The 24,806-nt window shown below is 50.7% G+C and carries 28 protein-coding genes and 1 pseudogene; 8 read left to right on the top strand and 21 right to left on the bottom strand.

The window, feature by feature from the left end; genetic code table 11:
- Nucleotides 1-176: 176 nt before the first annotated feature.
- The 11 genes from cheZ to flhD form a co-directional block, all read right to left on the bottom strand.
- Nucleotides 177-821, bottom strand: a complete 645-nt coding sequence (cheZ, locus tag J4728_RS07800; RefSeq protein WP_000983586.1) for a protein phosphatase CheZ — start codon at nt 819-821, stop codon at nt 177-179.
- A 10-nt stretch (nt 822-831) separates the two neighbouring features.
- Entirely contained in the window at nt 832-1,221 is a 390-nt protein-coding gene (gene cheY / locus J4728_RS07795) for a chemotaxis response regulator CheY (RefSeq protein WP_000763861.1), read from the bottom strand.
- Between the two features lie 17 nt (nt 1,222-1,238).
- On the bottom strand, nt 1,239-2,288 hold the full coding sequence (gene cheB, locus J4728_RS07790) for a protein-glutamate methylesterase/protein glutamine deamidase (protein ID WP_000036389.1): 1,050 nt from the start codon (nt 2,286-2,288) through the stop codon (nt 1,239-1,241).
- Nucleotides 2,285-3,151 (bottom strand): protein-glutamate O-methyltransferase CheR, encoded by an 867-nt coding sequence (gene cheR, locus J4728_RS07785; RefSeq protein ID WP_000204362.1) that lies wholly within the window; start codon nt 3,149-3,151, stop codon nt 2,285-2,287. The genes cheB and cheR overlap by 4 nt, the downstream gene beginning before the upstream one ends.
- Before the next feature lie 160 nt (nt 3,152-3,311).
- Nucleotides 3,312-4,973: a methyl-accepting chemotaxis protein II gene (gene tar / locus J4728_RS07780; RefSeq protein WP_208211523.1), complete on the bottom strand. Its 1,662-nt coding sequence runs from the start codon at nt 4,971-4,973 to the stop codon at nt 3,312-3,314.
- A gap of 236 nt (nt 4,974-5,209) precedes the next feature.
- Entirely contained in the window at nt 5,210-5,713 is a 504-nt protein-coding gene (cheW, locus tag J4728_RS07775; RefSeq protein ID WP_000147295.1) for a chemotaxis protein CheW, read from the bottom strand.
- 20 nt (nt 5,714-5,733) lie between these two features.
- Complete coding sequence (gene cheA, locus J4728_RS07770; RefSeq protein WP_000061307.1) at nt 5,734-7,749, bottom strand: chemotaxis protein CheA; 2,016 nt, start codon at nt 7,747-7,749, stop codon at nt 5,734-5,736.
- 4 nt (nt 7,750-7,753) lie between these two features.
- The gene (gene motB, locus J4728_RS07765; RefSeq protein ID WP_000795653.1) at nt 7,754-8,683 is read right to left on the bottom strand and encodes a flagellar motor protein MotB; all 930 of its coding nucleotides are present in this window, start codon (nt 8,681-8,683) and stop codon (nt 7,754-7,756) included.
- A complete protein-coding gene (gene motA, locus J4728_RS07760; RefSeq protein WP_000906312.1) occupies nt 8,680-9,567 on the bottom strand; it encodes a flagellar motor stator protein MotA in 888 nt (295 codons plus the stop codon). The genes motB and motA overlap by 4 nt, the downstream gene beginning before the upstream one ends.
- 124 nt (nt 9,568-9,691) lie before the next feature.
- Entirely contained in the window at nt 9,692-10,276 is a 585-nt protein-coding gene (gene flhC, locus J4728_RS07755) for a flagellar transcriptional regulator FlhC (protein WP_000605987.1), read from the bottom strand.
- Nucleotides 10,273-10,614, bottom strand: coding sequence for a flagellar transcriptional regulator FlhD (gene flhD / locus J4728_RS07750; RefSeq protein ID WP_001518146.1), 342 nt, complete (start codon nt 10,612-10,614; stop codon nt 10,273-10,275). Before flhD ends, flhC begins: the two co-directional genes overlap by 4 nt.
- 682 nt (nt 10,615-11,296) lie before the next feature.
- On the opposite strand from flhD, the gene J4728_RS07745 reads away from it, so the two are divergent.
- The gene (locus tag J4728_RS07745) at nt 11,297-11,413 is read left to right on the top strand and encodes a hypothetical protein (RefSeq protein ID WP_001617301.1); all 117 of its coding nucleotides are present in this window, start codon (nt 11,297-11,299) and stop codon (nt 11,411-11,413) included.
- Entirely contained in the window at nt 11,410-11,838 is a 429-nt protein-coding gene (gene uspC, locus J4728_RS07740) for a universal stress protein UspC (RefSeq protein ID WP_208211522.1), read from the top strand. Before J4728_RS07745 ends, uspC begins: the two co-directional genes overlap by 4 nt.
- A 17-nt stretch (nt 11,839-11,855) precedes the next feature.
- Here the strand turns inward: uspC and otsA are convergent, their stop codons facing one another.
- The 4 genes and pseudogenes from otsA to J4728_RS07720 form a co-directional block, all read right to left on the bottom strand.
- Nucleotides 11,856-13,277, bottom strand: coding sequence for an alpha,alpha-trehalose-phosphate synthase (gene otsA, locus J4728_RS07735; RefSeq protein WP_000089042.1), 1,422 nt, complete (start codon nt 13,275-13,277; stop codon nt 11,856-11,858).
- Nucleotides 13,252-14,055: a trehalose-phosphatase gene (gene otsB, locus J4728_RS07730; RefSeq protein WP_000840114.1), complete on the bottom strand. Its 804-nt coding sequence runs from the start codon at nt 14,053-14,055 to the stop codon at nt 13,252-13,254. The genes otsA and otsB overlap by 26 nt, the downstream gene beginning before the upstream one ends.
- A gap of 222 nt (nt 14,056-14,277) precedes the next feature.
- Nucleotides 14,278-14,458 (bottom strand): annotated as a pseudogene (gene araH, locus J4728_RS07725) (L-arabinose ABC transporter permease AraH); the annotation flags it as partial.
- A gap of 111 nt (nt 14,459-14,569) precedes the next feature.
- On the bottom strand, nt 14,570-15,127 hold the full coding sequence (locus J4728_RS07720; RefSeq protein WP_000754800.1) for a DJ-1/PfpI family protein: 558 nt from the start codon (nt 15,125-15,127) through the stop codon (nt 14,570-14,572).
- Between the two features lie 550 nt (nt 15,128-15,677).
- Between J4728_RS07720 and J4728_RS07715 the strand changes: the two genes are divergently transcribed.
- A complete protein-coding gene (locus J4728_RS07715; protein ID WP_000741707.1) occupies nt 15,678-16,181 on the top strand; it encodes a non-heme ferritin-like protein in 504 nt (167 codons plus the stop codon).
- 178 nt (nt 16,182-16,359) lie between these two features.
- Here J4728_RS07715 and J4728_RS07710 read toward each other — a convergent pair whose 3' ends face one another.
- Nucleotides 16,360-16,998, bottom strand: coding sequence for an RpiB/LacA/LacB family sugar-phosphate isomerase (locus J4728_RS07710; RefSeq protein WP_208211521.1), 639 nt, complete (start codon nt 16,996-16,998; stop codon nt 16,360-16,362).
- A 255-nt stretch (nt 16,999-17,253) separates the two neighbouring features.
- On the opposite strand from J4728_RS07710, the gene J4728_RS07705 reads away from it, so the two are divergent.
- Nucleotides 17,254-17,589, top strand: a complete 336-nt coding sequence (locus J4728_RS07705; RefSeq protein ID WP_000803229.1) for a YecR-like lipofamily protein — start codon at nt 17,254-17,256, stop codon at nt 17,587-17,589.
- Between the two features lie 239 nt (nt 17,590-17,828).
- Complete coding sequence (gene ftnA / locus J4728_RS07700; protein ID WP_000920611.1) at nt 17,829-18,326, top strand: non-heme ferritin; 498 nt, start codon at nt 17,829-17,831, stop codon at nt 18,324-18,326.
- 45 nt (nt 18,327-18,371) lie between these two features.
- Here the strand turns inward: ftnA and J4728_RS07695 are convergent, their stop codons facing one another.
- On the bottom strand, nt 18,372-18,611 hold the full coding sequence (locus J4728_RS07695; RefSeq protein ID WP_000377238.1) for a YecH family metal-binding protein: 240 nt from the start codon (nt 18,609-18,611) through the stop codon (nt 18,372-18,374).
- A gap of 226 nt (nt 18,612-18,837) precedes the next feature.
- On the opposite strand from J4728_RS07695, the gene tyrP reads away from it, so the two are divergent.
- Nucleotides 18,838-20,049, top strand: a complete 1,212-nt coding sequence (tyrP, locus tag J4728_RS07690) for a tyrosine transporter TyrP (RefSeq protein ID WP_001562965.1) — start codon at nt 18,838-18,840, stop codon at nt 20,047-20,049.
- Between the two features lie 74 nt (nt 20,050-20,123).
- Here tyrP and J4728_RS07685 read toward each other — a convergent pair whose 3' ends face one another.
- From J4728_RS07685 to J4728_RS07670, 4 genes are all read right to left on the bottom strand, one after another.
- Nucleotides 20,124-20,789, bottom strand: coding sequence for a YecA family protein (locus J4728_RS07685; protein ID WP_000781521.1), 666 nt, complete (start codon nt 20,787-20,789; stop codon nt 20,124-20,126).
- 238 nt (nt 20,790-21,027) lie between these two features.
- The gene (locus tag J4728_RS07680; RefSeq protein WP_000240837.1) at nt 21,028-21,354 is read right to left on the bottom strand and encodes a glucose-6-phosphate dehydrogenase; all 327 of its coding nucleotides are present in this window, start codon (nt 21,352-21,354) and stop codon (nt 21,028-21,030) included.
- A gap of 212 nt (nt 21,355-21,566) precedes the next feature.
- Entirely contained in the window at nt 21,567-23,006 is a 1,440-nt protein-coding gene (locus J4728_RS07675; protein WP_208211520.1) for an SH3 domain-containing C40 family peptidase, read from the bottom strand.
- 213 nt (nt 23,007-23,219) lie between these two features.
- Complete coding sequence (locus tag J4728_RS07670) at nt 23,220-23,552, bottom strand: hypothetical protein (protein WP_208211519.1); 333 nt, start codon at nt 23,550-23,552, stop codon at nt 23,220-23,222.
- 481 nt (nt 23,553-24,033) lie between these two features.
- On the opposite strand from J4728_RS07670, the gene J4728_RS07665 reads away from it, so the two are divergent.
- Entirely contained in the window at nt 24,034-24,303 is a 270-nt protein-coding gene (locus J4728_RS07665) for a hypothetical protein (RefSeq protein ID WP_086126956.1), read from the top strand.
- A 10-nt stretch (nt 24,304-24,313) separates the two neighbouring features.
- Nucleotides 24,314-24,538, top strand: a complete 225-nt coding sequence (locus J4728_RS07660) for a DinI-like family protein (protein WP_086126958.1) — start codon at nt 24,314-24,316, stop codon at nt 24,536-24,538.
- Nucleotides 24,539-24,806 lie beyond the last annotated feature (268 nt).

Below are 24,806 nucleotides of genomic sequence, written 5' to 3'. Positions count from 1 at the left end.
GATTGATAAGCGAGAATGATGCCAGAACCGCTTTACGCCAATGGGCAGAGTAAGCGGTAAAAAAGGCGGGGTTTATGGCGTTAATAGAGATAGCCGGATACGATAAGAAAGTATCGTATCCGGCCGGGTTGACGGATTCGGACCCGATAAGCGCAGCGCCATCAGGTCAAAAAAGCTTAAAAGCCAAGACTGTCCAGCAGGTCGTCCACCTGATCCTGACTGGCAACGACGCCAGCTTTCGAGGTATCCACCTGCGGGCCGTTGAGCAAGCTTTCGTTCTCGCGTTTTGGTCGCGCGCTCTGTTCCGGGATGTTTTCCAGCAGCACCATTAACAACTGGCGTTCAATCTCCTGAATCACGTCCATCATGCGTTTGATCACCTGACCCGTCAGATCCTGGAAATCCTGCGCCATCATGATGTCCAGCAGTTGCGCGTTAGTAAAGCTGGTATGGCCCGGGACATCCCTGAGAAACTGGCGCGTATCCGTCACCAGTTCACGGGCGTCGGAAAGCTCGATCGGATTGTCAAACCACTCGTCCCAACGTTGGGTTAGCGCTTTCGCCTCTTTTTCCATCGCATCCTGATGCGGCTGCGAGGCTTCGACACTGTTTAGCGCGCGTTCCGCCGCCTGCGCCGTCATCTGGACGACATAATCCAGACGGTCGCGCGCATCAGGGATCGCCTCCGCCGCTTCGGCAATCGCCTGGTCCAGCCCCAGTTCACGCAGGCTGTCGCGCAGCATTCGGGTCAGACTACCGATGCGCGCAATGATGTCTCCTGCTGAGCCTTCATCAGCAGGCTTGATAGATGGTTGCATCATCATCGCATCCTCACATGCCCAGTTTCTCAAAGATTTTGTTGAGCTTCTCTTCCAGAGTCGCTGCGGTGAACGGTTTTACGACATAACCGCTGGCGCCAGCCTGTGCGGCGGCGATAATATTCTCTTTCTTGGCTTCCGCCGTGACCATCAACACGGGTAACGCCGACATGGCGCTATCGGCGCGAATGGTTTTCAGCAGCTCCAGGCCATCCATGTTCGGCATGTTCCAGTCGGAGATAATAAAACCAAAGCCGCCCGCCTGGAGCTTGTTCAGCGCATCGACGCCGTCTTCGGCCTCTTCCACATTGTTAAATCCAAGCTCTTTTAAGAGGTTGCGCACGATACGACGCATGGTCGAAAAGTCATCCACAACCAAAAATTTAAGCTCTTTATCCGCCATAAAATACTACTCCTGGTTCAAATACGTATCGCCTGTCCGGCACTGATTTTCGCCAACATCTGCTGGCTTACCTGGCTAAGATCGACCACTTCGCTTACGCCACCCATATTGATGGCCTCGCGCGGCATGCCGAACACCACACAACTTGCTTCGTTTTGCGCAATGGTCCAGGCGCCAGCCTGGTACATCGCTAACATTCCAGCGGCGCCATCGTTGCCCATCCCCGTAAGAATGACGCCTACGGCGTTGCGCCCCGCGTGTTTCGCCACCGAATGAAACAGCACATCCACGGAAGGCCGATGCCGGTTTACCGGCGGGCCATCATGAATTTTGATTTGATAATTCGCCCCGCTACGCGCCAGCTCCATATGCTTGTCGCCGGGCGCAATGTAGGCATGACCTGGCAATACGCGTTCGCCATCCTCGGCCTCCTTCACGCTGATTTGACAGAGTTTATTCAGGCGCTCGGCAAACGAGCGGGTAAAGCCAGGCGGCATATGCTGCGTAATAATCACTGCCGGACTGGAAAGCGGCAGCGGTTGCAGCACATGTCGGATAGCTTCAGTACCGCCCGTTGAAGCGCCGATAGCAATCAGTTTTTCCGAACTGAGCAGCGGACCGGCTTTTAAGGTTGCCGGGGCCGCCATCGGTTTATGTGCGGCGATGCGGGCCCGCGCGGCGGTACGCACTTTTTCGGCGATCATCTCGCTATACGCCAGCATACCTTCACGAATACCAAGCTGCGGTTTGGTGACAAAATCGATGGCCCCCAACTCCAGCGCCCGTAGCGTCACTTCGGAACCTTTCCCGGTCAGCGAAGAGACCATCACCACCGGCATCGGTCGCAGGCGCATCAGTTTTTCCAGAAAATCGAGGCCGTCCATACGCGGCATCTCAACGTCCAGGGTCAATACGTCCGGATTAAATTTTTTGATGAGATCCCTGGCGACCAACGGGTCCGGCGCAGTCGCCACCATCTCCATATCGCTATGGCTATTAATAATTTCAGTCATGATTTGGCGCATTAGCGCGGAATCATCAACTGACAATACCCTGATTTTACTCATGCTTTATCCTTACTTAGCGCATACACCGTCTGTCCGCGCAGGCTAAACTCGCGCACGAGGTTGCTAAAGTTTTCTGAGTGACCGGCAAACAACAGTCCGTCAGGTTTAAGGAGTGGAACAAAACGGCGCAGAATGTCCTCCTGAGTCGTTTTATCAAAATAGATCATGACGTTACGGCAAAAAATCGCGTCAAAGGGACCGGGTACGTTGTACTGCTTTTCCAATAAATTAACGGAGGAAAATTCAACATAATTGGCCAGTTCCTGACGCACGCGCACCAGTCCTTCATGCGGCCCCGTACCGCGCATGAAGTAACGTTGTAGCTGCTGCGGCGATAACGTTTTCAGTTCGCTGAGGCGATAAATACCGCTTCTCGCTTTTTCCAGCACTTCAGTATCAATATCGCTGGCGAATACTTTCCAGCGACCGGGGGCCATCCCTAACGCATCCGCCAGCGTAATGGCGATACTGTAAGGTTCTTCTCCTGTCGATGCCGCCGCACTCCAGACGCGGTACTCGCCGTGGCGGCGACGCGCATGTTCCGCAAGGATGGGAAAATGGTGCGCCTCGCGAAAAAAAGCGGTCAGGTTGGTAGTCAGAGCGTTGATAAAAGCCTGCCACTCAGCGCTGTTTTGATTAGCCTCCAGCATACTGAGATAACGGCCAAAATCATCCAGTCCCAGGGCACGCAGCCGACGGACCAGGCGGTTATAAACCATATCCCGCTTATGGTCGGCCAGCACGATCCCTGCGCGCTGGTAGATTAATTGACATATCCGACGAAAATGCGCGTCGGACAGCGCGAGGCGCTGTGTCATCTGTAACAATACTGACGTTTGCCCGGAGGGCAGAGATGATGTCATAGCGCCTTCTTAATCACATTCAAAGTACAACGGGCGCGCCCTGCGGCAGCGCCATGCTTCCCGTATTACACATTTTTTGCTTTTATCTATGCGAACCAGACGAAAGGGATCGGCGGGTTCGCAAATTAATCGATAACCGACAGCACACAGCGCACGTCGATCAGAAGGTTTCCCAGTTCGCATCATCCCCGGCGGCTAAGGGCCGCGGCGTATTGCCGGACTGAGCGTCCACTGACAAACGCATCTCAGGTTTATTTGCCACCAGCGGTCGCGATGCCAGGCGGAAAGCCGATACCGCCTGGGTCAGACGGCTGGCCTGCTCTTCCAGCGCGGCGGCGGCCGCTGCGGATTCCTGAACCAGCGAGGCGTTCTGTTGCGTTACGCGATCCATTTCGGAAACGGCCAAAGCGACCTGATCGATACCCCGGCTTTGCTCATCCGAGGCGGAGGCGATTTCGCCCATGATATCCGTGACGCGCGTAACGGCATTGACGATGTCAGTCATGGTTTCCCCGGCGCTTTCCACCAGCACAGAACCGGTATCGACACGCGAGACGGAATCTTCAATCAACGCTTTTATTTCTTTCGCCGCCTGGGCGCTGCGGCTGGCCAGATTACGCACCTCGCCTGCCACGACCGCAAAACCGCGCCCCTGCTCTCCCGCGCGCGCCGCTTCTACCGCCGCGTTCAGCGCCAGAATGTTAGTCTGGAAGGCAATACCGTCGATAACGCTGATAATGTCAGCGATTTTTTTCGAACTGTCGGCAATTTCGTGCATGGTGTTTACCACGCCGTCGACCACTTTGCCGCCATGACGCGCGGTCTCGGAGGCGCTTTGCGCCAGTTGCGAAGCCTGACGGGCGTTATCGGCGTTTTGCTTCACGGTAGCCGTCAGTTGTTCCATGCTGGCCGCCGTCTCTTCCAGAGCGGATGCCTGCTGTTCGGTACGGGAAGAGAGGTCGGTATTACCGGCGGCAATTTCACTGGTGCCGGAATAAATCGCATCCGAACCTTCACGAACCTGCGTCACGGTGTCAATCAGCGAGCGTTGCATATGTTCAACCGTTCCCGCCAGTTCGCCAATTTCATTACGTCCTGAGACAGTGAGCGTTTTCGTCAGATCGCCGCTGGCAATTTCACGGATATGAGTAATCACTCGCGCTAATGGGTTAAGCAGGGCATGACGAATGCCGAACCAAACCACCATCAAAATCAGCACCAGCACGACCGCAAGCCCCCCCAGTTGCCATTGCGCAAAACGGTAGTCATGAGCGCTTTGATCAAATGTCTGGCGGTACAGGTTTTCGCTCACCCGGGCGTAATTGCCCAGCGCCTCGCCCAACGCGTTTTGCATTCCCTGGGTTGGCTGGGCGAAGTAGGCATCCATATTGCCATTGTCCAGAAACTGAATAAGTTCGGCTAATGCGGCCTGATAGCGCTGATATTTTTCATCGACGTTCGCGCTGGCCTCCGCCATCGCTGGCAATGGCGTCATGTTTTTGAAATTGGCGTAGTGCGCCGCCGCCTGTGCGAGAGTCGTTTTTGCATTCTGGAGTAAATCCGTTTTGGCGCTGCTCTGCTGGTTAGAAGCGTCCATCATCATGCGTGCGGCGGAGCGGCTCAGGTTAATGCGCGTTTGCAGCATTAAGTCCCATGTCGACGTGAGTTCGCTTTGTTGCTGGCGTAATTCGTTAGAAATAACAAAACCTTGCTTGTTATGCTGTAATGAAGAAAACAGCAAACCACCGGAAACAAGCTGTAGCAGTGCGAAAACCCCCAGCACCATCATCAGCATTGTGACAACGCGGATACGGTTAAACATAAGGCACCTTCCTGATAACGAGTTATCAACGTTATCGGCACCTGCGGTGATAACTTTACTTTTGCAAAAAGGAAATACGCTGTTCCGGAAGACGACATTGCCAATGACAGTGTCGCAGCGGCGATGCCGGCGCAAAATGCAGGGGCTGGGCGCGGGCGATGAAGAGGCACTCTCACCGCTGGCGGAAGCATAACGGTGAATATTGCCGGATGGCGCGACGCCATCCGGCAACGTTATTACGCGACGTGTGATGCTGCGATATCCAGCAGCGCCATCTCTTCGCTGTTAAGCAGTTTTTCGATATTCACCAGAATCAGCATACGCTCGCCGAGCGCGCCCAATCCCGTCAAATATTCTGTTGACAAGGTCACGGCAAATTCTGGCGCCGGACGGATCTGTTCCGCCGTTAACGACAGTACGTCAGACACGCCGTCTACCACTATCCCGACGACACGTTGCCCCAGATTCAGTACGATCACTACCGTATTATCATCATACTCAACGTCGCCTTCGCAGAATTTCACGCGCAGATCGACAATGGGGACAATCACGCCGCGCAGGTTGGTCACCCCTTTTATAAAGGCCGGTGTATTGGCGATGCGCGTCACCTGGTCATAGCCACGGATCTCCTGCACTTTCAGGATATCGATGCCGTACTCTTCATTTCCCAGTGTAAACACCAGGAATTCCTGACCTGACGGCTCGCCGGCCAGTTTGCTTACATTACTCATACCGGTCATATTATTCCCTTCTCACTCAATCAGGCGGCTGTGATCGCCATACGTTGTTCGCGGTTTAAACCCTGCAATGCGGAAACATCAACAATCAGCGCGACGCTGCCGTCGCCCAGGATCGTCGCGGCGGAAATCCCCGGTACCTTGCGATAATTGCTTTCCAGATTTTTGACCACCACCTGGTGCTGACCGATGAGCTGATCGACCAGCAGCGCGTAACGGCGTCCCGCGCTTTGCAGGATCACAACAATGCCCTGCGTGGCTTCGGTTTTCGCCCCGTCCACGTCAAACACTTTCCACAATTCGACCAGCGGCAAATACTCGCCGCGAACTTCCAGAACCCGTTCGCCGCCCGCCAGCGGATGAAGATCCTCTTCACGCGGTTGCAGCGACTCCATCACCGCATTTAACGGCAGGATAAAAACTTCTCCCGCCACGCGAACCGACATCCCATCGAGGATGGCCAGCGTCAGCGGCAGCAGAATACGAATCGTGGTGCCGGAGCCTTGTTTTGACTGGATCTCAACGTGACCGCCCATCTCCTGAATGTTACGTTTCACCACATCCATGCCAACGCCGCGACCGGAAACATCCGTGACCTGTTCCGCAGTTGAGAATCCCGGCGCGAAGATCAACATGCCTACTTCATCGTCGGTCATGTTTTCATTCACCGCCATCCCCTGCGACATGGCCTTCGCCAGGATACGCTCACGGTTAAGCCCCGCGCCGTCATCGGTCACTTCAATACAAATATTCCCGCCCTGATGTTCTGCGGAAAGAATCAGGTTGCCGACAACATTTTTCCCCGCCTCAAGGCGTTTTTCCGGCATTTCAATCCCGTGGTCGAGACTGTTGCGCACCAGGTGCGTCAGCGGGTCGATAATGCGTTCGATCAGGCTTTTATCAAGTTCAGTGGAGCTCCCCACCAGCGTCAGCTCTACCTGCTTGCCCAGTTTGCCCGCTAAATCGCGTACCAGACGCGGGAAACGGCTGAAGACGTACTCCATAGGCATCATACGAATCGACATCACCGACTCTTGTAAGTCGCGGGCGTTACGTTGTAACTGACCCATACTGGTAATGAGATCGCCGTGGTTTACCGGGTCCAGCTCATTAGAACGCTGGGCCAACATTGACTGGGTAATCACTAACTCGCCGACCAGGTTTATGAGCTGATCCACTTTCTCTACCGCCACGCGAATGCTGGTGGACTCGCGTTCACGCGCAGGTTTTTCGCGCCCCGCATGATGTTCATGGGCCGCGCTTTTGGCGGCTGGCGCAACGACTGCCGGAGACGCTACCGGTGCTACCTCGGTTTTCTCTTGCGCTTTTTCAACCGGCGCGGTGACCACTTTTTCAAAAGCGATCTGATCGGCCTCGATGACAAAACAGAGCACCGCGACAATGTCATCTTCCGCGACGCTGCCATCCAGAGTTGCCGACAGTGAATCCGCCCCCTTAACGACATCCGTCAGAGTAGCCAGATTGCCCAACTCTTCTTCAAGCAGATCGACCTCATTGGCTTTCAACCGTGAAAGTACAATGCGCAGTTTACTCTCGTCACGAGGCGATTCGGTTTCGGCTACGCTCTCTTCCTGGATCGCCGCGCTTAGTGCCGCGGTTTCTACGACCGCCGGCGTGGTTTCGCCTTTCGCCTCCAGCGCCAACTGGCGTAGCGCATTGCAGATATATTCGAAGCTTGCGGCATCCGGCTCTTCGGAGTTTTTATAGGCGTCGAGCTGTTCCTGCATAATATCTTTCGTTTCCAAAAACAGGTTGATAATGTCGGTATTGAGCTGCATTTCACCGCGTCGGGCTTCATCCAGCAGGTTTTCCATTAAATGCGTGGTTTCCTGCAGAATAGTGAAGCCGAATGTGCCCGCGCCGCCTTTAATGGAGTGCGCCGCGCGAAAAATGGCGTTCAGTTGTTCAGCGTCCGGGGATTCCGGCACCAAATCCAGCAGATGCTGCTCCATATCAGCCAACAGCTCGTCAGCTTCATCAAAAAATGTCTGATAAAAATCGCTAATATCCATGCTCACGCTATCACCTCGGTTCCGCTTTTGGCGATGTGGGTACGCTTGCCGGCGGGGCTGCCGCAGGCTGTTGTAATACACTTACCGGCTCATTCTGGCTTTCAGCGTTTTCATGCAAAATGGCCTGTTCCGCCTGTTTGTTTAACACCAGCAGGCTTATACGGCGGTTGATGGCGTCATCAGGACCGCGATCGCTCAGCCGCATCGTGGCGGCCATGCCAACCACCCGTAATACTTTCCCGTTATCCAGCCCCCCAGCGACCAGTTCGCGACGCGAGGCATTGGCGCGATCGGCGGATAATTCCCAGTTGCTATAGCCTTTTTCGCCGTTCGCGTAGGGAAAGTCATCGGTATGGCCGGCCAGGCTAATGCGATTAGGTATACCGTTTAACACTGGCGCAATCGCACGCAGGATATCGCGCATATACGGCTCAACTTCGGCGCTGCCGGTTTTAAACATCGGGCGGTTCTGGCTGTCGATAATCTGGATGCGCAACCCCTCCTGAACTAAATCAATTTTCAGATGCGGACGTAACGCGCGCAGTTTGGGATCGGATTCGATCAGTTGATCCAGATCGCCACGCAGTTTGTTTAAGCGACTCTGCTCCATCCGTTTTTTCAGCTCGTCGATATTCGGCTGCTTTTCCACTTCACCCTGTTGTTGGGTGTAATCATCGCCGCCGCCTGGTATCGGGCTCTCGCTATTGGCAATCCGATTCCCCCCCGTTACCGCGGTGGCCAACGGCGTACGAAAATATTCGGCAATCTGAATTAATTCTTTAGGGCTGGAGATGGAAATCAGCCACATCACCAGAAAAAAAGCCATCATCGCCGTCATAAAATCGGCGTAGGCAATTTTCCAGGAACCGTGTGCCCCGCCGCCGTGCGGTTTGTGCCTGCGGCGTTTTACGACGACAATGGGATGAGCCTGATTTTTCATGCTTCCTCAGTCGTCTGCTGCTGGTTTGGGTTTCTCACTGCGCGAACGTGTTCTTCCAACTCAATAAACGATGGACGCTCACTGGAATAAAGCGTTTTACGTCCAAATTCCACGGCAATCGGCGGCGCATAGCCGTTCAGATTAGACAGCAGTGTAATTTTTACGCACTGCATCATCTTAGTGGTTTCGGCGCTCTTCTGGCGCAAAACGGTCGCTAACGGTGAAATGAATCCATAAGCCAGTAAAATACCGAGGAACGTACCTACCATGGCATGGGCAATCAGCGCCCCCAACTCCGCTGCCGGACGATCGGCTGAAGCCAGAGCGTGAACCACCCCCATTACCGCCGCGACGATACCAAAGGCAGGCAGCGAATCCCCCACCATCGCCAGACTGTTGGCCGGGACTTCCGCCTCGCTTTCATGGGTTTCAATCTCTTCATCCATCAACGCTTCAATTTCGAACGTATTCATGTTGCCGCTGATGATCAGGCGCAGATAATCGACAATAAAATCAAGCATTACCGCATCGGCCAGAATACGCGGATAACTGGCGAAGATTTCACTCTCTTTCGGATTTTCAATATCGCGTTCAAGGGAGAACATCCCCTGCTGGCGTGATTTGGCCATCAGGCGATAGAGCAACGCCAGCAAATCCATGTACATAGATTTTGTGTATTTCGAACGACGAAATAACAACGGGATCGCTTTCATCGTGCCTTTGATGGCCTTCCCGTTGTTGCCGACAATGAACGCCCCTATCCCTGCGCCGCCAATGATGACCAGTTCAGCAGGTTGATAGAGTGCCCCAAGGTGTCCGCCGGTCATGACATAACCGCCGAAAACTGTACCGATAACCACCAGGTAACCTAATAAGATAAGCACGACATCATCCTTCCGCTGTTGACTATGACAGGATGCGCAGTCGGGCGATTAACGCGAAGGCAAGGCAAAAAAAAGCAGCGGTAATAACTTACCGCTGCTGGAGTGTTTGTCCACACCGTTTCGGTTAAACAGCCTGTTCGATCTGTTCATCCAGCAGTTGTGGAATAATATCGGCAGCATCTCGGGAAAGTTTACGTCTTTTTACTGCGCGGGATGGCGGCTGGCATAAACTACACGCAAAGCTGCCTACGGGCTGATGCGCATGGGTAATAAAGTTCCCACCGCAGCAGTTACAGCTCGACAATTCGAGCAACCCACTTTCAACAAAACGCACCAACGTCCATGCGCGAGTCAGCGCCAACAACGGCCCTTCAGGCGGTTGCGGACACTGCTCAAGATAAAGCCGATAAGCTTTAATCACCGCATCCACACCGCTGCATAAGCCGGTTTTCAGTAAAAATTGCCAGGCGTTGCAGAACATGGAGGCATGAATATTTTGCTCCCAGGTCATAAACCAGTCTGTCGAAAATGGCAGCATCCCTTTAGGCGGCGGGCTACCGCGTAATTCTTTGTACAGCCTGATGAGGCGACCACGGCTGAGCTGTGTTTCGCTTTCCAGCATTTGTAGACGAGCGCCAAGATTAATCAACTCCATCGCCAACTGGATATCGCGAGCTTCCTGAACAATGCTTTTTTCACTCATTATCATGCCCTTTTCTTACGCGCCGTATCGTCCACTTCATTGAGCAGACGCGTTGAAAGCATGATACCTGTGTGAATCTGCTGTAAATCATCGACGCGCGAATCCTGAGTCAAACGGGTGATCGTCTGATGATCGTCAAACCGGAAATGACAAACTAACTGGTTCGTCTCCGCCAGTTTGACCATCTGCGGCAGGGTCAACGCGCCCAGTGTGTTTGCCATCTCTTCGTTGATACCGAGGCGGAACATCGCAGATGCTTTGTCCTGGACGATCAAACGCTGTGCAAGGAGTAAATATGACAAATTGATGTCATAAATGTGTTTTAGCAACTCGGATGTATGCATTGTTCCCATCCAGAATAACCAACTTTATTTTTGTGCGACGTAGCCGCACCCCGTGATGTCGCCGGGAAGGCCCGGTAAAAGAAGCAAAAAGGTCAAATGCATAGCAGCGCTCAGACATTATGGACATTGTGACGTATAACGCAGCTTCCCACTGGGATTCGCCTTACACGTTTACATCAATTTTTACAAATGCCTAAGATTTTTCCTAATTCGACGCAACTCTACTCGTCAGCTTCGTGACATACAACGGAGCGGGACGGCGATTTTAGAAAATATGTGATGCAGATCACATAATTTAACAGAATACTTACGATAAAACCATCAGTATGGCTTTTACTTTGTTTAATTAATAACCTAATGTTCACTTTTTCTATTCCACACTGCTGAATAGGGGTACGTCAACACCAAATTCTTTTTTGTTTCTCTCTGTTAAAATAACGCCAGGATAATAGATAACAGGCTATTATTTCTATTTTAGAAACAATTTTATTTTACCTTTAGTAAACAGTGGCTTAAATATTAAACGTTATTAATTAATCTCGTCACAGCATACGCCCTCCTCTGTTAAAAATAAGCTCATTTGATTTAACTTTTAGCTTTCCTTGTTCACCCGTTTAAATAAACCATCCTGGTGGTGTGTAAAAAGTGTCTTATGCCACGATTCTTTACATAAGAATAATTAATGATTAATTATGATGTCCTTCACATTAATGTGGCATTAGCGCATTGCAGAAATGCGATAAACAGAGTAAAGCTAAAGCACAATCTCATATTCTTGCAATCAAGGAGCGAGTTATGAGCTACACCCATATTCTTGTCGCCGTTGCCGTCACCCCGGAAAGTCAGCAGCTACTGGCTAAAGCGGTCTCTATCGCCCGCCCTGTTCAGGCGAAAGTAAGCCTGATTACTCTCGCTTCCGATCCTGAACTGTATAACCAGTTCGCCGCGCCCATGATGGAGGATTTACGCGCGGTTATGCATGAAGAGACCGAGAATTTTCTTAAGATGCTGGGGGAAAAGGCGGATTATCCGATTGAACAAACTTTCATCGCATCAGGTGAGTTAAGCCAGCATATTTTGGCTGTGTGCCGCAAACACCATGTTGATCTGGTCATTTGCGGCAATCATAACCACAGTTTCTTTTCGCGCGCATCCTGCTCGGCAAAAAGTGTCGTTAGCGCCAGCCAGGTAGATGTGTTGCTGGTGCCGTTAGCGGGCGACTAGTCGCCGCTCGCGATATCTCAGGCCAACTTAGGGAACGTCGCCACGTTGTTCTGCTGCTGACGCTCAGGGCTACGCGGCGTGACCTCCTTTAGGTCATGAATAAAACGCTCCTGCCAGCGATTAATGTCATTTTTAACGATCACGTCCAGCATTTCCGCATGGCGCGAAATACGCTCGGCAAGGGGCATCGTTAACGCGCGATTGAGCGCCGCCGCCACGTCATCCCGATCGTAAGGATTGACGATTAACGCCGACGTCAGTTCATTCGCCGCGCCGGCAAACTGTGACAGTACCAGTACGCCAGGGTTAGCGGGGTCCTGCGCGGCGACAAACTCTTTCGCCACCAGGTTCATCCCGTCACGCAAAGGGGTGACGAGCCCGACGTCTGAATAACGGAATATCTTCATTAACAGTTTACGGTCAAAATGCTGATTCAGATAATAGAGCGGCGTCCAGCCCAATTGTCCATATTTCCCATTAATCCGGCCTGCTTCCGTCTCAAGCTGGTGGCGAATATCCTGATATGCCTGTACTTCTCCGCGTGACGTAGGCGCAATTTGGGTATAACGAATTTTTCCCCGATGCTGCGGATAGTTTTCCAGTAGCGCTTCATACGCCAGAAAACGTTCCGGCAGCCCTTTCGAATAATCCAGCCGCTCAACGGAAAAAATATTCTTCACATTTTTCAGTTCCGCCTTGAGCTGCGCCAGTTTTGGCGGCAACGGCCCGGCAGCCTGTAGAGCAATCTCATCGGGCTCAATACCGATAGGATACACTTCTGTCTGGAAGTCTTTACCCCACGCGATATGCTGCTTGCCGCTGCGAGTCGTGACTCGCGTTTGACTCGAAAGGCTATCCAGAAAAGCCAGGCGATCATTTTCGGTCTGGAACCCTAGCAGATCAAAGTCACACAACTGCTCCAGCAGTTCATCATGCGGCGGTAAAGCGTTAAAAATCTCCGGGGTCGGGAATGGAATATGCAGGAAAAAACCAATTCGGTTGTTCACGCCGCGTTTACGCAGCTCGCTGGCAAACGGTAACAGGTGGTAGTCATGCACCCAAATGATGTCGTTCTCTTTAATGAGGGGCAATAACTTATCCGCTAATAGCGCATTCACCCGCATATAGCCTTCCCATGCAGGACGCTGAAACTGTACCAGGTCCAGACGATAGTGGAACGCAGGCCAGAGAACCGCATTGGAAAATTGACAGTAATAATCTTCGTAATCTTGTTCGCTCAGGTTAAACGATGCCCAGGTAATATTACCTTTTGTCACCTTTTTTAATGGCTCATCCTCGTTACCTGTCTCGCCACTCCAGCCGAACCACAACCCGCCAGCCGCTTTTAGCGCGCCAAGCACGCCAACGGCGAGGCCGCCGGCGCCGCCTTTATTATCCGGGGGGGCAATTCGATTAGATACTACGACTAAACGACTCATAGCCATCTCTCCTGTTATTCATTACTTGTTGTTCTTGTTGTGGATAATTGATTTGTTCCAGCCAGCGCCAGACATCGGGTACGCTTTCCAGCCGCCATGCCGCCTGGGTTGCCCCGACGCCCACTTTTACGGAAATTCCGCCAGCGTGATTCACCACGCCAAAGCCAGCCTCATCGGTCAAATCGTCGCCCACAAAAACGGGGATCCGTCCCGCAAAGGGCGCCTCCTGCATAAAGGCGGCAATCGCTTCGCCTTTATTGGTTCCCTTAGGTTTGATTTCCACAACACATTTACCAGGCTGCAACGCCAGTTGCGGCCAGTGCTGCGTAACGTGTTGCGCAAGCGCCAACAGCGCCGCTTCATGTTCCGGAGCCTGACGGTAGTGCAGCGCAAACGCCATCCCCTTCGTCTCCAGCTCCGTTCCGGGCAGCGCTACAAGCGTCGAACGTAATAACGCCTCCACCTCACGGACTACCGCTTCAGGAAGGCGCACGATATGGGTTTTACCATTGATGTCACGACGCTCTGCCCCGTGAACGCCAGCGAGCGGAAAGCGAAAAGGCTTCGCCAAAGCATCCAGCTCAGTCATTGAACGCCCTGAAATCAATGCCAGTGCCCCTGCGTTGTGCGCCGCGAGACGGTCTAACAACTGAAGGATTTTATGCGGTACCACTACCTGATCGGGATGAGGCTTTATCTCTGCCAATGTGCCATCAAGGTCAAAAAAATACGCATAGTTCGCAGTGAGTTCGGGGGATACGGTTAACGGTTCTGCCACCCTGGTCTCCTCCTTATCATCATATTGAGACTCACAAACGGTCTCATTAGTCATGTAAGTATAGACAGTGTGACGCTGCTCGCCATTTAGAAAGGCCATCGCCAGCCGGGGTAGCGGCTGGCGATGACGTGAAGCTATACTGTTTAGTTGAGTGTTAATTCATCAAATCGTACGCTTCGCTTTTTGCTTATAATGGTCGAAGATAACTGCTGCCAGAAGGATTCAGCCGCGAACCACACACTGTGCAAAAGGTGAAATGTTGAGCAGGTTCATCGCGTTCTCCACCGTTTCTGATATCAGTACGCTCGCCACCACATATGAGATTTTTCCGAGGCCGCCTTTCAGGAATACCCCCTAAGACACACGCAGAAATAACGATTAACTCATAACCCAGGGAAGTCATTAGCCACCATGACATAACCCAGAGCGAATTCATCAGCCAAAAGGCAGGAAAGCCAGCCCATTAATCCATAACATCAGCCAGCTAATCCTTACGGCCCTGGGTGAATAACGATTACCAGGGATAATAGATATGTTCAGCCTGTTCGCGAACCGGCGCATCGTCTCCCAGCAGTCTGGCGGAAAGGGTTAGCGCGAAATCAAAGACATGACCCAAGCCTTTGCCGCTAATTAAATTACCATCTTCAACAACGGGCGCATCCACATAGACACCTTCCGGAACCGCTTTCCACAGGTCGCCGGAACAGACATAACGACGCCCCTTCAGCAATCCGTGAGCACCCAGCACCCTTGCCGCCGCGGAACAGATAGGACAAATTAATTTGCCTGCCGCATCATGACGCGCAACGAAAGCGATCACCGCCGGATTAGCCGCCAGATTAGCGCTCCCCTGCGGACCGCCCGGCAGCACTACCGCATCGAAAAGCGCCTGCTGGCGTTCACTCAGCGTGCTGTCCGCAACCATAGGAATATCATGGTAACTCACCACCGCCCGTGATTCAGCACACGCCAGCGTTTCGACGTCGATATGCAAACGTCGCAGAATATCAAGAGTAACAATGGCCTCTGCTTCTTCAAATCCTGGCGCCAGCAGCACCGCGACCTTTTTCATTGACTGCTCCTTGTTAACGAGTCACCCATCAAAACTGCGCTTAACCGAATAACGTGCTCGTATGATTAATGACATTAAAAATGATCTACCGCAAAATCGGCTAGTTTATAAAAACAGGCATATTTGCTCTCAACCGTTTATGCGTGTGATATCCAGACTGACTAATGTTTATTTTATTGAAATTACCATACTTGAAAGGCTTACCTCATAATCTGAAATAATGTTTCATAAATCAGAAAACCATATAATATCATTTAACTTTCAAATGGTTGTAACTGCTCCGCACTCAAAATCATTACACCTGAAAAAATCACACCGCTGAAAATGTAAAAAAAGATAAACAATTGCATTTAAGGATTTTCTTATTTTCATTGACGCGCTATTCTCATTACCGATCGATAAACAGGAAATGAGATCGCATAAGGGACTGGCGGAACGGAGTTCTTCTGCTAAGAGTATTTATTGTGCATAGAGATAAGAATGTGACAACGATCCGTTGCATTCTCGTCTGTCATGCACATCAACACTTTCTGGAAATAAGGATATTGTTATGGCAGCTGTAGGAATGGTTCAAAAGCTCAACACGCCAATGAACCTTGAGTTTTACGCATCAAATCTTTACCTCCATCTAAGCGAATGGTGTTCTGAACACAGTTTAACAGGCACCGCCACCTTTCTTCGTACCCAGGCGCAAGGCAACGTGACGCAAATGATGCGCATGTTTAATTTTATGAAAAACGCCGGCGCCACCCCTATCGTTAAAGCCATTGACGTTCCGGGTGAAGAGCTCTGCTCTCTGGAAGAATTGTTCCAGAAAACCCTGGAGGATTATCAGCAACGCGCCAGCACGCTGTCGCGTCTGGCAGATGAAGCGAAAGCGCTGAATGATGCCTCAACGCTCGATTTTCTCCATACCCTGGAAAAAGAGCAGCAGCAGGATGGCGTACTTTTACAAACTATTCTCGAAGAAGTTCGCAGCGCTAAACGAGCAGGGTTATGCCTGGCGCAAACCGATCAGCATCTCCTTAACGTCGTGACCTATCAGCATCACTGATAGCGGCACCCCGAGCGACAATATTGAGACGTTATTAGCCGGATAGCAACGCGAAGCAGCTTATCCGGCCTACACCGTTTCTGGTCTGTTTGCCAGAGGTGGCACCTGTCGCTACTGGCGTATTATCGGCACATCATGCCAGCCGACAGGCGCGAAACGTCTCTGTCTTGTCCGGGCATTACCCCAGCATCTCACGTACAAACGCTTCTATTTCTTTATTCTGACCGTTTTCAAACAAACATCGCTGGAAACGCGGCCCTGAAACCGCCGTTTTAACCAGTTCAGGATCGATAGCCCGTAGTGTATCCAGATAATTCTCTTTGACGACCGCGGCCTTAACCTGATTCAAAATGCCCGCATTGCGTACCTGCGGCGCTTTGCGCTCAGGCGGATACCCCTCACCTTTACGCCCGGTAAACGCTTTTTCAAAGATGAAACGCACGTTCAGCTCAGCGCCCCAGCCAAAGCCTTTCGCAAATGGCAGGGACAACGCATTGCCGTTGTTGATCTGCGCAAACAGAAAAGCATCTGCCGGATCGATGCAATAGCCACAAATGACACCTGGATGAATATTTAACGACATCAGCGCGCCCTGACCAGTGCCACAGCCAGTAACCACAAAATCAACCGCGTTTGCATTAAGCAGAATACTCGCCATGATGCCTAAATGAATGTACGTCAGGTGATGGTCATTTTCGTCGCACATGCCGACGTTAAAAACGGGAAATCCCTTTTCATTGGCGACGGCGCTAAGTTCGTTATAAATGATGGCATTTTTGCTGGCCTGGCTATTTTCCATCATCAGTGCAATTTTCATCGTGTTCCTCCTGAATGCAGACGGTCGCGCCTGCGTAAATCATGACGTTTTGCCCACATTACACATTTGCGAACATGCATTCAAATTTAATGAAACGAAGTTTCATTAAATGAAAAGACGCTCACACATTTTCTGTTCCCGCTGTAAATCCCCTGCCGTTACCTTTAATCAAGGCGAATCCGTAAGTTATTCCAGCCATTGACGGTGCAAGACACGAGGTAGCATGGTCTGATACCGAACTGTCGGAGCGATTTTATGAAGCCTCTTATTTTTACTCTTTCACTGCTAGCCCTGACGGGATGCACCATTACTCGACAAGCGCAGGTCAGCGAAGCCAGCCCGATAAGCGGCATCGTGCGCCTGACGTATAACCAGCCGCTATTTTTTACTTCACGGACAGATGACTATGTATCTCACGGGACCGCAACACGCGAATGCCAGCAGATGGGCTATGCCGATGCCGTTTCGTTTGGTCAGCCGGTAGGAACCTGTAGCATTTATGCGGGCTCGTTGTGTCTGAACACCCGATTTACCCTCTCCTGGCAGTGCCGGGGCGTTGCCGTCCCGCAAATCATGCCGCTTTATTATTAAGGCGGCTGGCTTAACGCCGACACCATGTACAATGGAGGAGAGTGCAGGGTCGCTATTGCCAGCATGAAGGTGCTGGCTTTTCTTTATTTTTATACGCTATACACTGGCGTTAATGCGTTTTATTCCCATTCGTATTTTTAATAATTAAATTTAATATTTTACCTTTTGCAAATAATAAAATAACAAATTATAGTGGCGCCACATTACCGTATATCTTTTGCTATTTGTGGAGCGGAACCATGCTGAAAACAGAAATGATCGACAAACTGAATGAGCAAATGAATCTGGAGTTGTACTCCTCCCTGCTCTATCAACAAATGAGCGCGTGGTGTAGCTATCACAGTTTTGAAGGCGCGGCCGCATTTCTTCGTCGCCATGCGCAAGAAGAGATGACGCATATGCAGCGCCTGTTTGACTACCTTACCGATACCGGAAGCCTGCCGCGCATTCATACCGTTTCTTCGCCCTTCGCTGAGTACGCCTCGCTGGATGAGCTGTTCCGCGCGACCTATGAGCATGAGCAGCTTATTACGCAAAAAATTAATGAACTGGCTCATGCCGCAATGACCAGCCAGGATTATCCGACATTTAATTTCTTGCAGTGGTATGTGGCAGAACAGCATGAAGAAGAAAAACTGTTCAAATCTATTATTGATAAATTAACGCTGGCGGGAAAAAGCGGCGAAGGGCTTTATTTCATTGATAAAGAACTCTCCACCCTGGATACGCAAAATTAATCCAGCACGTCCTTACACGGTGAGACGCGCTCTCACCGTGGCGTATTAATGGCGGCAGATTTTACTCTCATGCGTTGAAAAACCGTCCTCCACCGCAATAAACTTTCCTTTCGCCGCCAGAAACGCGACCAGTTCCGCCGCCGTCATATCTGATGCTGAACAAGTGTGAAATCGTGCCCGCTCGCCAAAGCGCGCTTTTATTGCCGCCTCCAGCGAGGTATGCGTGTACTGCTCGCCAGACTCAATCATCATGTTGAGCACTTCGTGACCATGAATGGAATCCATAACCCCTCCTGAATAAAACTCGTAGCCTAATGTGTCCGTGTACGAGCGACTTTGCGCTAGCGCAGGTTTGCGGCGGTTGTCCGCGTCTCCTTCCATATTCGCTTTTATGCCCGGAACTGTAAATTTTACAGTACACCCATTGTAACGACCATTTGACGAAAATAGCGTAATGCCTTACCCTGCGCCGCGGATATCACCGTTCTTTGTTACCGGGGTAGTAGAAAGCGTGAAAAACAGAACTCTGGGCAGTATTTTTATCGTGGCAGGCACCACTATCGGCGCCGGGATGCTGGCAATGCCGCTGGCAGCGGCTGGCGTTGGTTTCAGCGTCACGCTGGGATTGTTGATTGGCCTGTGGGCGCTGATGTGTTATACCGCGCTACTATTACTGGAGGTATATCAACACGTTCCGGCGGATACCGGGCTGGGCTCGTTGGCAAAACGCTATCTTGGACGTTACGGACAGTGGCTTACGGGATTCAGTATGATGTTCTTAATGTATGCGCTCACCGCCGCCTACATTTCCGGAGCCGGAGAATTACTGGCATCCAGTATTAATAACTGGCTTGGCGCCACGCTCTCGCCCGCTGCCGGAGTACTGCTGTTCACCTTTGTTGCCGGTGGGGTGGTATGTGTGGGCACCTCGCTGGTCGACCTTTTTAACCGCTTCCTGTTTAGCGCGAAGATCATTTTTCTGGTCATCATGCTTGCGTTGCTCACGCCACATATTCATAAAGTAAATCTTCTTACGCTTCCTTTACAGCAGGGGCTGGCGTTATCCGCCATACCGGTCATTTTCACCTCGTTTGGTTTTCACGGAAGCGTGCCGAGTATTGTGAGTTATATGAACGGCAATATTCGCCGGCTGCGTTGGGTCTTTATGACGGGTAGCGCCATTCCGTTAGTGGCCTATATTTTTTGGCAGCTCGCCACGCTGGGAAGTATCGACTCGCCGACATTCAGAGGGCTACTAGCCAGCCATGCCGGGTTAAATGGCCTGCTGCAGGCGCTCAGAGAAGTGGTCGCTTCGCCACATGTCGAACTGGCGGTCCACCTGTTCGCCGATCTGGCGCTGGCGACCTCTTTTCTGGGCGTAGCGCTAGGATTATTTGATTACCTGGCCGATCTATTCCAGCGCCGCAGTACGGTGTCCGGACGCCTGCAAACCGGGCTGATTACCTTTCTGCCGCCGCTGGCGTTTGCGCTTTTCTACCCACGCGGATTTGTGATGGCATTAGGCTATGCCGGCGTAGCGCTGGCAGTGCTGGCACTGCTCATCCCTGCCATGCTGGTCTGGCAATGCCGTAAACAGAGCCCTCAGGCGGGATATCGTGTGGCAGGCGGCACGCCAGCGCTGGCGCTGGTGTTTATCTGCGGCATTGTCGTGATTGGCGTCCAGTTTTCGATCGCACTGGGGTTCCTGCCCGATCCAGGTTAACGCCAGGCAAAGATTACCGGGCCCGGACGCCGTCCAGGCTCGATAATCATCACGCTATGGCCGTTTACGAGCCATTAATGCAGGCAGCACTGCTTAAATTTTTTGCCGCTCCCGCATGGACAAGGATCGTTACGCCCCACTTTCACCTCTGCTTTTATCGGCATCTGTAGCGGCGTCGTGTGCGGATGCGCCATCCACCAGGCATGAAGCTCAAGCGCCGCGATACGGATAGCGTCAACGCTTTTATCGAACGCTTCCGGGCTCATTTTATCCAACAGCGCAAAGTTTTCTTCAGTGCCGTGTAAGGCAATCGCTTCCAGCGCCGGTTTTAGCGTATCCGGCAAGTCAGACCAGTCGGACAGCGACACTCCGCGCATGTAACCAAAGCACCATTCTTCAACAATCGTTAATTCATGGCCATCAACTTCTCGCAGGCCAAACAGCGGCTCGAACTGTTCTGGATAATCTTCAAGCCGGGCGGCTGTGTCCGCCATGTGCTGGAACACCAGATCCATAAATCGCGTCATTTCTTTTTCAGATGTCCAGCGCGGTACGTACGCGGGTCCCCCCCATATCGCGACCAGCCACTGTTCCGGCTCGATGGGACGCGGAGAACTTAGTACCGCAGTAATCAGACCGTCCAGCTCCGCGACATCCAAAATGGCCTGATCGGTATTGTATTTCGTCAGCACATCATCCAGCCATTCCAGCTCGTTCTCGTTTAATGGTTCCATTTTCATAACGCTTTTCCTCAGTGATGACTTCCGCCTGTAGGCCTCTTACATTGCAGCGGATAAAAATAATTTTTTTGCAGGCAGTTTGGATGGCAACCATCAGGGGCCAGATTAACACGAAATGAGGAGGATTCCGGAAGTTAACGCACAAAAGGAGGATCAGGGCGCAGATTTTCAGCCAGGAAGCGCTCGCCCCACACAAAAGCGAGAGATGGGTTTCTCGCTATATTATACTCATGCTAACTTATACCACCGCCGCGGACAGATAAAACCGCCCTCTCAAATAGAGCTTATTTTCAGTAAAAAAGTGTTTAATGAGTTCGTCTACCGCTTCTCTGTCAGCAGAAAAGGTTATTTCCATAAACAGCGTATCGTACCCTATTTTGATATTTTTTTTCTTACAGTAAACACGGATCTCATCCTGCACACTCAGCAACGGCAGGCTAAATGTGTATAGCGGTTGCGGTTCTTTTTTCGCCGCTTTCTCAAAAACTTTAGTGACCAGATCTCCAAGATCGCGCTCTGACCGGGCACCGTTATTAAAATGCAATAAATTACGTCTTTTTACCACCCAGCCTCCAGCCAGATACCGCCAACAATAACTCTCACTTCAATGTGTGAGTCACATAATCACATCCAGAATCAGCTCCAGATAGTATTTCAAATAAACAGCCCGCACTATAGCGCATACTTTTTTCAGACACAGTTTACAGGGATACTCTCTTTATATCCACGCGCACGGTTGCCTTAATCATGTCTTCCGCGATAACACAGTTTGTCAACCTATTCTATATAACCAAGCTTAAACAGAACCTTACCAGCCAGCGATATCAGCTCAGGATTTTCAGGATAAAAACGCAGTAACGGCAAAAAAACCGCCTCACCGATAATGCTCCGGCTATTAGCATGGTTTGGGCGCAATCCCCAGATATTCTGATAAGTCATCGGCACGACCTGCCCATTCATGGTTGTGTTACCGATATACAGCATAATATGCCCTGGAATATAGACCAGCGTAGTAAACGGTTTTCCGTATCTGGTGAGATAATCGATCCGCATTTGGGGACTTTTATGACTAAGATCGACCACCCGTCCAGCAGCCTCTACCTGCGCGGATGAATGTCTGGGCAGGAATATGCCAAACGGCATTAACAGGCTGCGGACTTCGGCTGAACAATCATTATAAAAGTTAAAATTTCCCCAACCGTAGGGGGCGCCGTGCATTGCTTTCATTAGCACAGCGATATTTTCCGGCGTCATTTTCCACGGCATAGCCGTAAACTCGTTACCGCTTAGCCAGACCCAATGGATAAACGCGCGACCGTTGCTGCCGCGAACTGGCGCCGCAATCAGGAACTGGCCCGCCCGTTGATGTCGGAACGGTAAAATAGTGCCCGGTCGCCCGGTGAAATAATAGACGCCTGCGGCATGGACAGAAACCGGCGCGTTGATAAATGCCCCCAGTTGCTTATGAGCAAGCAAAACCCACTGTGTTATAAATTTCTGATCCGTACTGGCAATATCTTCACTATGAACCCAGCCAGTTACCGCTGGTGAAACGACATATTGCCAGCGTTGGTCTTTGCTCTTCGCCAGCGTATAGACCGGCGTACCGGGACGCAGCGAAGACATTTGTAAATTATCAAACGGATACCCCTCGCCCGCCTGACGGGGATCGTTAAAGAGCGGGTCGTCCGTTGGCAGCGCTCTGACTAAACTTTCCCTGACCATAATGCCTCGCCGGGAGGCATGATAGATATTGTCAATCTGCGTATCCGTATTCCCTCTAACCTCCTCTTTCCAGCGAGAGGTATAAAGTCTGAAGTTTTCCCCCCAATAAGCACTGCCGTCGCTAAGAAACTGCTTAATACTGGCATCCCGGGCCTGTGCTGCGTTTTTTTTCAGCAATGCGGTAATATAAAAACCATTCCACGGCGAGTGCGCTTCACTGTCCATTCCGAAATAATGAGATTTTAGTGCGTGAAAGTAGCGTTGTTGGGTAGCACTATCAATAACCGGAATAGTGTAATCAGCCGAGTCCGGAGGTATCCATTTATCAACCGACTGTGAATAATCCGCTAACGGAAAGCGTGTTTTTGTCGGGTCAATATAGCTCCCTGCGACAATTTCATCTTTGGCTGTTGATCGGTAGGTCGTCTGGTGGCAAGCGGTGAGGCACAATGGTATCAATAAAACGGCCCAGGTTTTCTTTTGCATCATCATCTCCGTAAAGCGGGGAAAGCATAATATAGAGACTGACCAAAACCGCCATTCACGAAAACCCGAAATTATCTGTAGTTGACCTGTTATTAAGACAATATTGCAAAACGTGATTAAAGCATGATGCGGATCACATTACCTTATGATCAATATTAGTTCGCTATCTACCTTTAGTTAAATTGTGCAGAAAATAACCCTGAACAGTTATATACTCGTTTAATTTGCATAAATACCCCACTGACCCGCCCCTGTTTTTTTCAGACAATACATACTGTAGCGCGTCAGTTCTACTTTTTTTATATACTCTGCAAAGTCATTTTCATCGACGTAGCCAATAAAATTACGCGCATCACATGTTGAAGAGGAAAGCTCTCCTGAAAGAGAGTAGGTTACGATTGCACTCTCAGGCTCATACAAAATAAAAAAAAGTAAAAAAGCGCAACCTACAATCCCAATATTAATGAAGCTAATAAATAATTTTGCATTATCGGTATATTTCACTGGCAGACCTACTCTCTTTAATAAAGCAGGCATAAAACATATCAGCATTTTTTATAGAGATTAATGGATTTTATCGGCTGATTTACCCGACGTTTAGTATTTACCAGGCATAAGTTCTTGCGGGTCGGTAGCACATAACTGTTGTACTGGCAGAAATGCCGCTACCGATGTTTTTTACTGTATATCGCACTGGAGAGTTCACGCTCGCGGTCGGCATACAAACTGAAGGCACAAAAAAACCACCCGTAGGTGGTTTCACGACACTGCTTATTGCTTTGATTATTCTTGTCTTTCCCATGGTACCCGGAGCGGGACTTGAACCCGCACAGCGCGAACGCCGAGGGATTTTAAATCGTGCGCTTTCTTTCTTAATATCAGTTAGATAGCGCGCATTTTCATAACATCTATTGTTATCACCATCGTTATCATTCAGTTAATTACAATAAGTGAATAGCCAATATTACGTATCCATTGACCATATCTCCGATCCCATTTACTGTGTATGCATCCAGCAAAAAAGGATTGTTTTATGGTAACCGCAAAAGAGTCGAATGCAGGAGCAATGCCTGAGTTAACTGATTTTGCTATCAGTTACTGCGCGCTCACTGAACATGTTCTGTTACACGCCAAATTCACAGACACTATGGCTTCTGTCCCATCATGGCCGTCGGTGCAATTCCCTGATCAAACGATCTGCTTGTCCCGTCGGCAAGCGGAAAATCTTCTTCGTGAACTAAAGAAAGCCGTCGATTACATAGATGCTGGCATTGAGCATTCTTCCATTAAATTCATCGACTAAAAGGTGTGTCATGTTCGTTGAACTGGTTTATGACAAACGTAACGTTGCAGGTCTTCCCGGAGCTAATGACATCATACTGACCGAACTGACAAAGCGTGTGCGCCGTATCTTCCCCGATGCCGAAGTGAAGGTTAAGCCGATGCAGGCGAACGGCTTGAATAGCGATGCTAGCAAAAGCGATCGTGAAAAACTCAACCGTTTGCTGGAGGAAATGTTTGAAGTAACAAATAAGTAGCTGGTTTCGGATTCTCTTGTACTTTCGTATTGTACCAGTACCAGCCACGGTAACTGGCGATTGTTCAGTAGAACAAGTATCAACCTACTGCTCACGCCCCCGCATAGTATGAGCTGTGGTATTCAGCGTCTCCCCCTCAGACCACTATCAAACTCACATACTCATATGGACATTATCATAATGAACGATGACCCCACATTACGCTAATCAGCACTGTCTTCTGATAATGAAAACTTAGAGTCACCAATCTACATCCAGGCCGAATAAC

Origin of the sequence: Salmonella sp. 32070601201500089SM (assembly GCF_017573605.1) — a bacterium.
GTDB classification, from domain to species: domain Bacteria; phylum Pseudomonadota; class Gammaproteobacteria; order Enterobacterales; family Enterobacteriaceae; genus Salmonella; species Salmonella enterica.
Note: the sequence above shows the minus strand (reverse complement) of the source record. Positions and strands in the feature narration are given on the sequence as shown.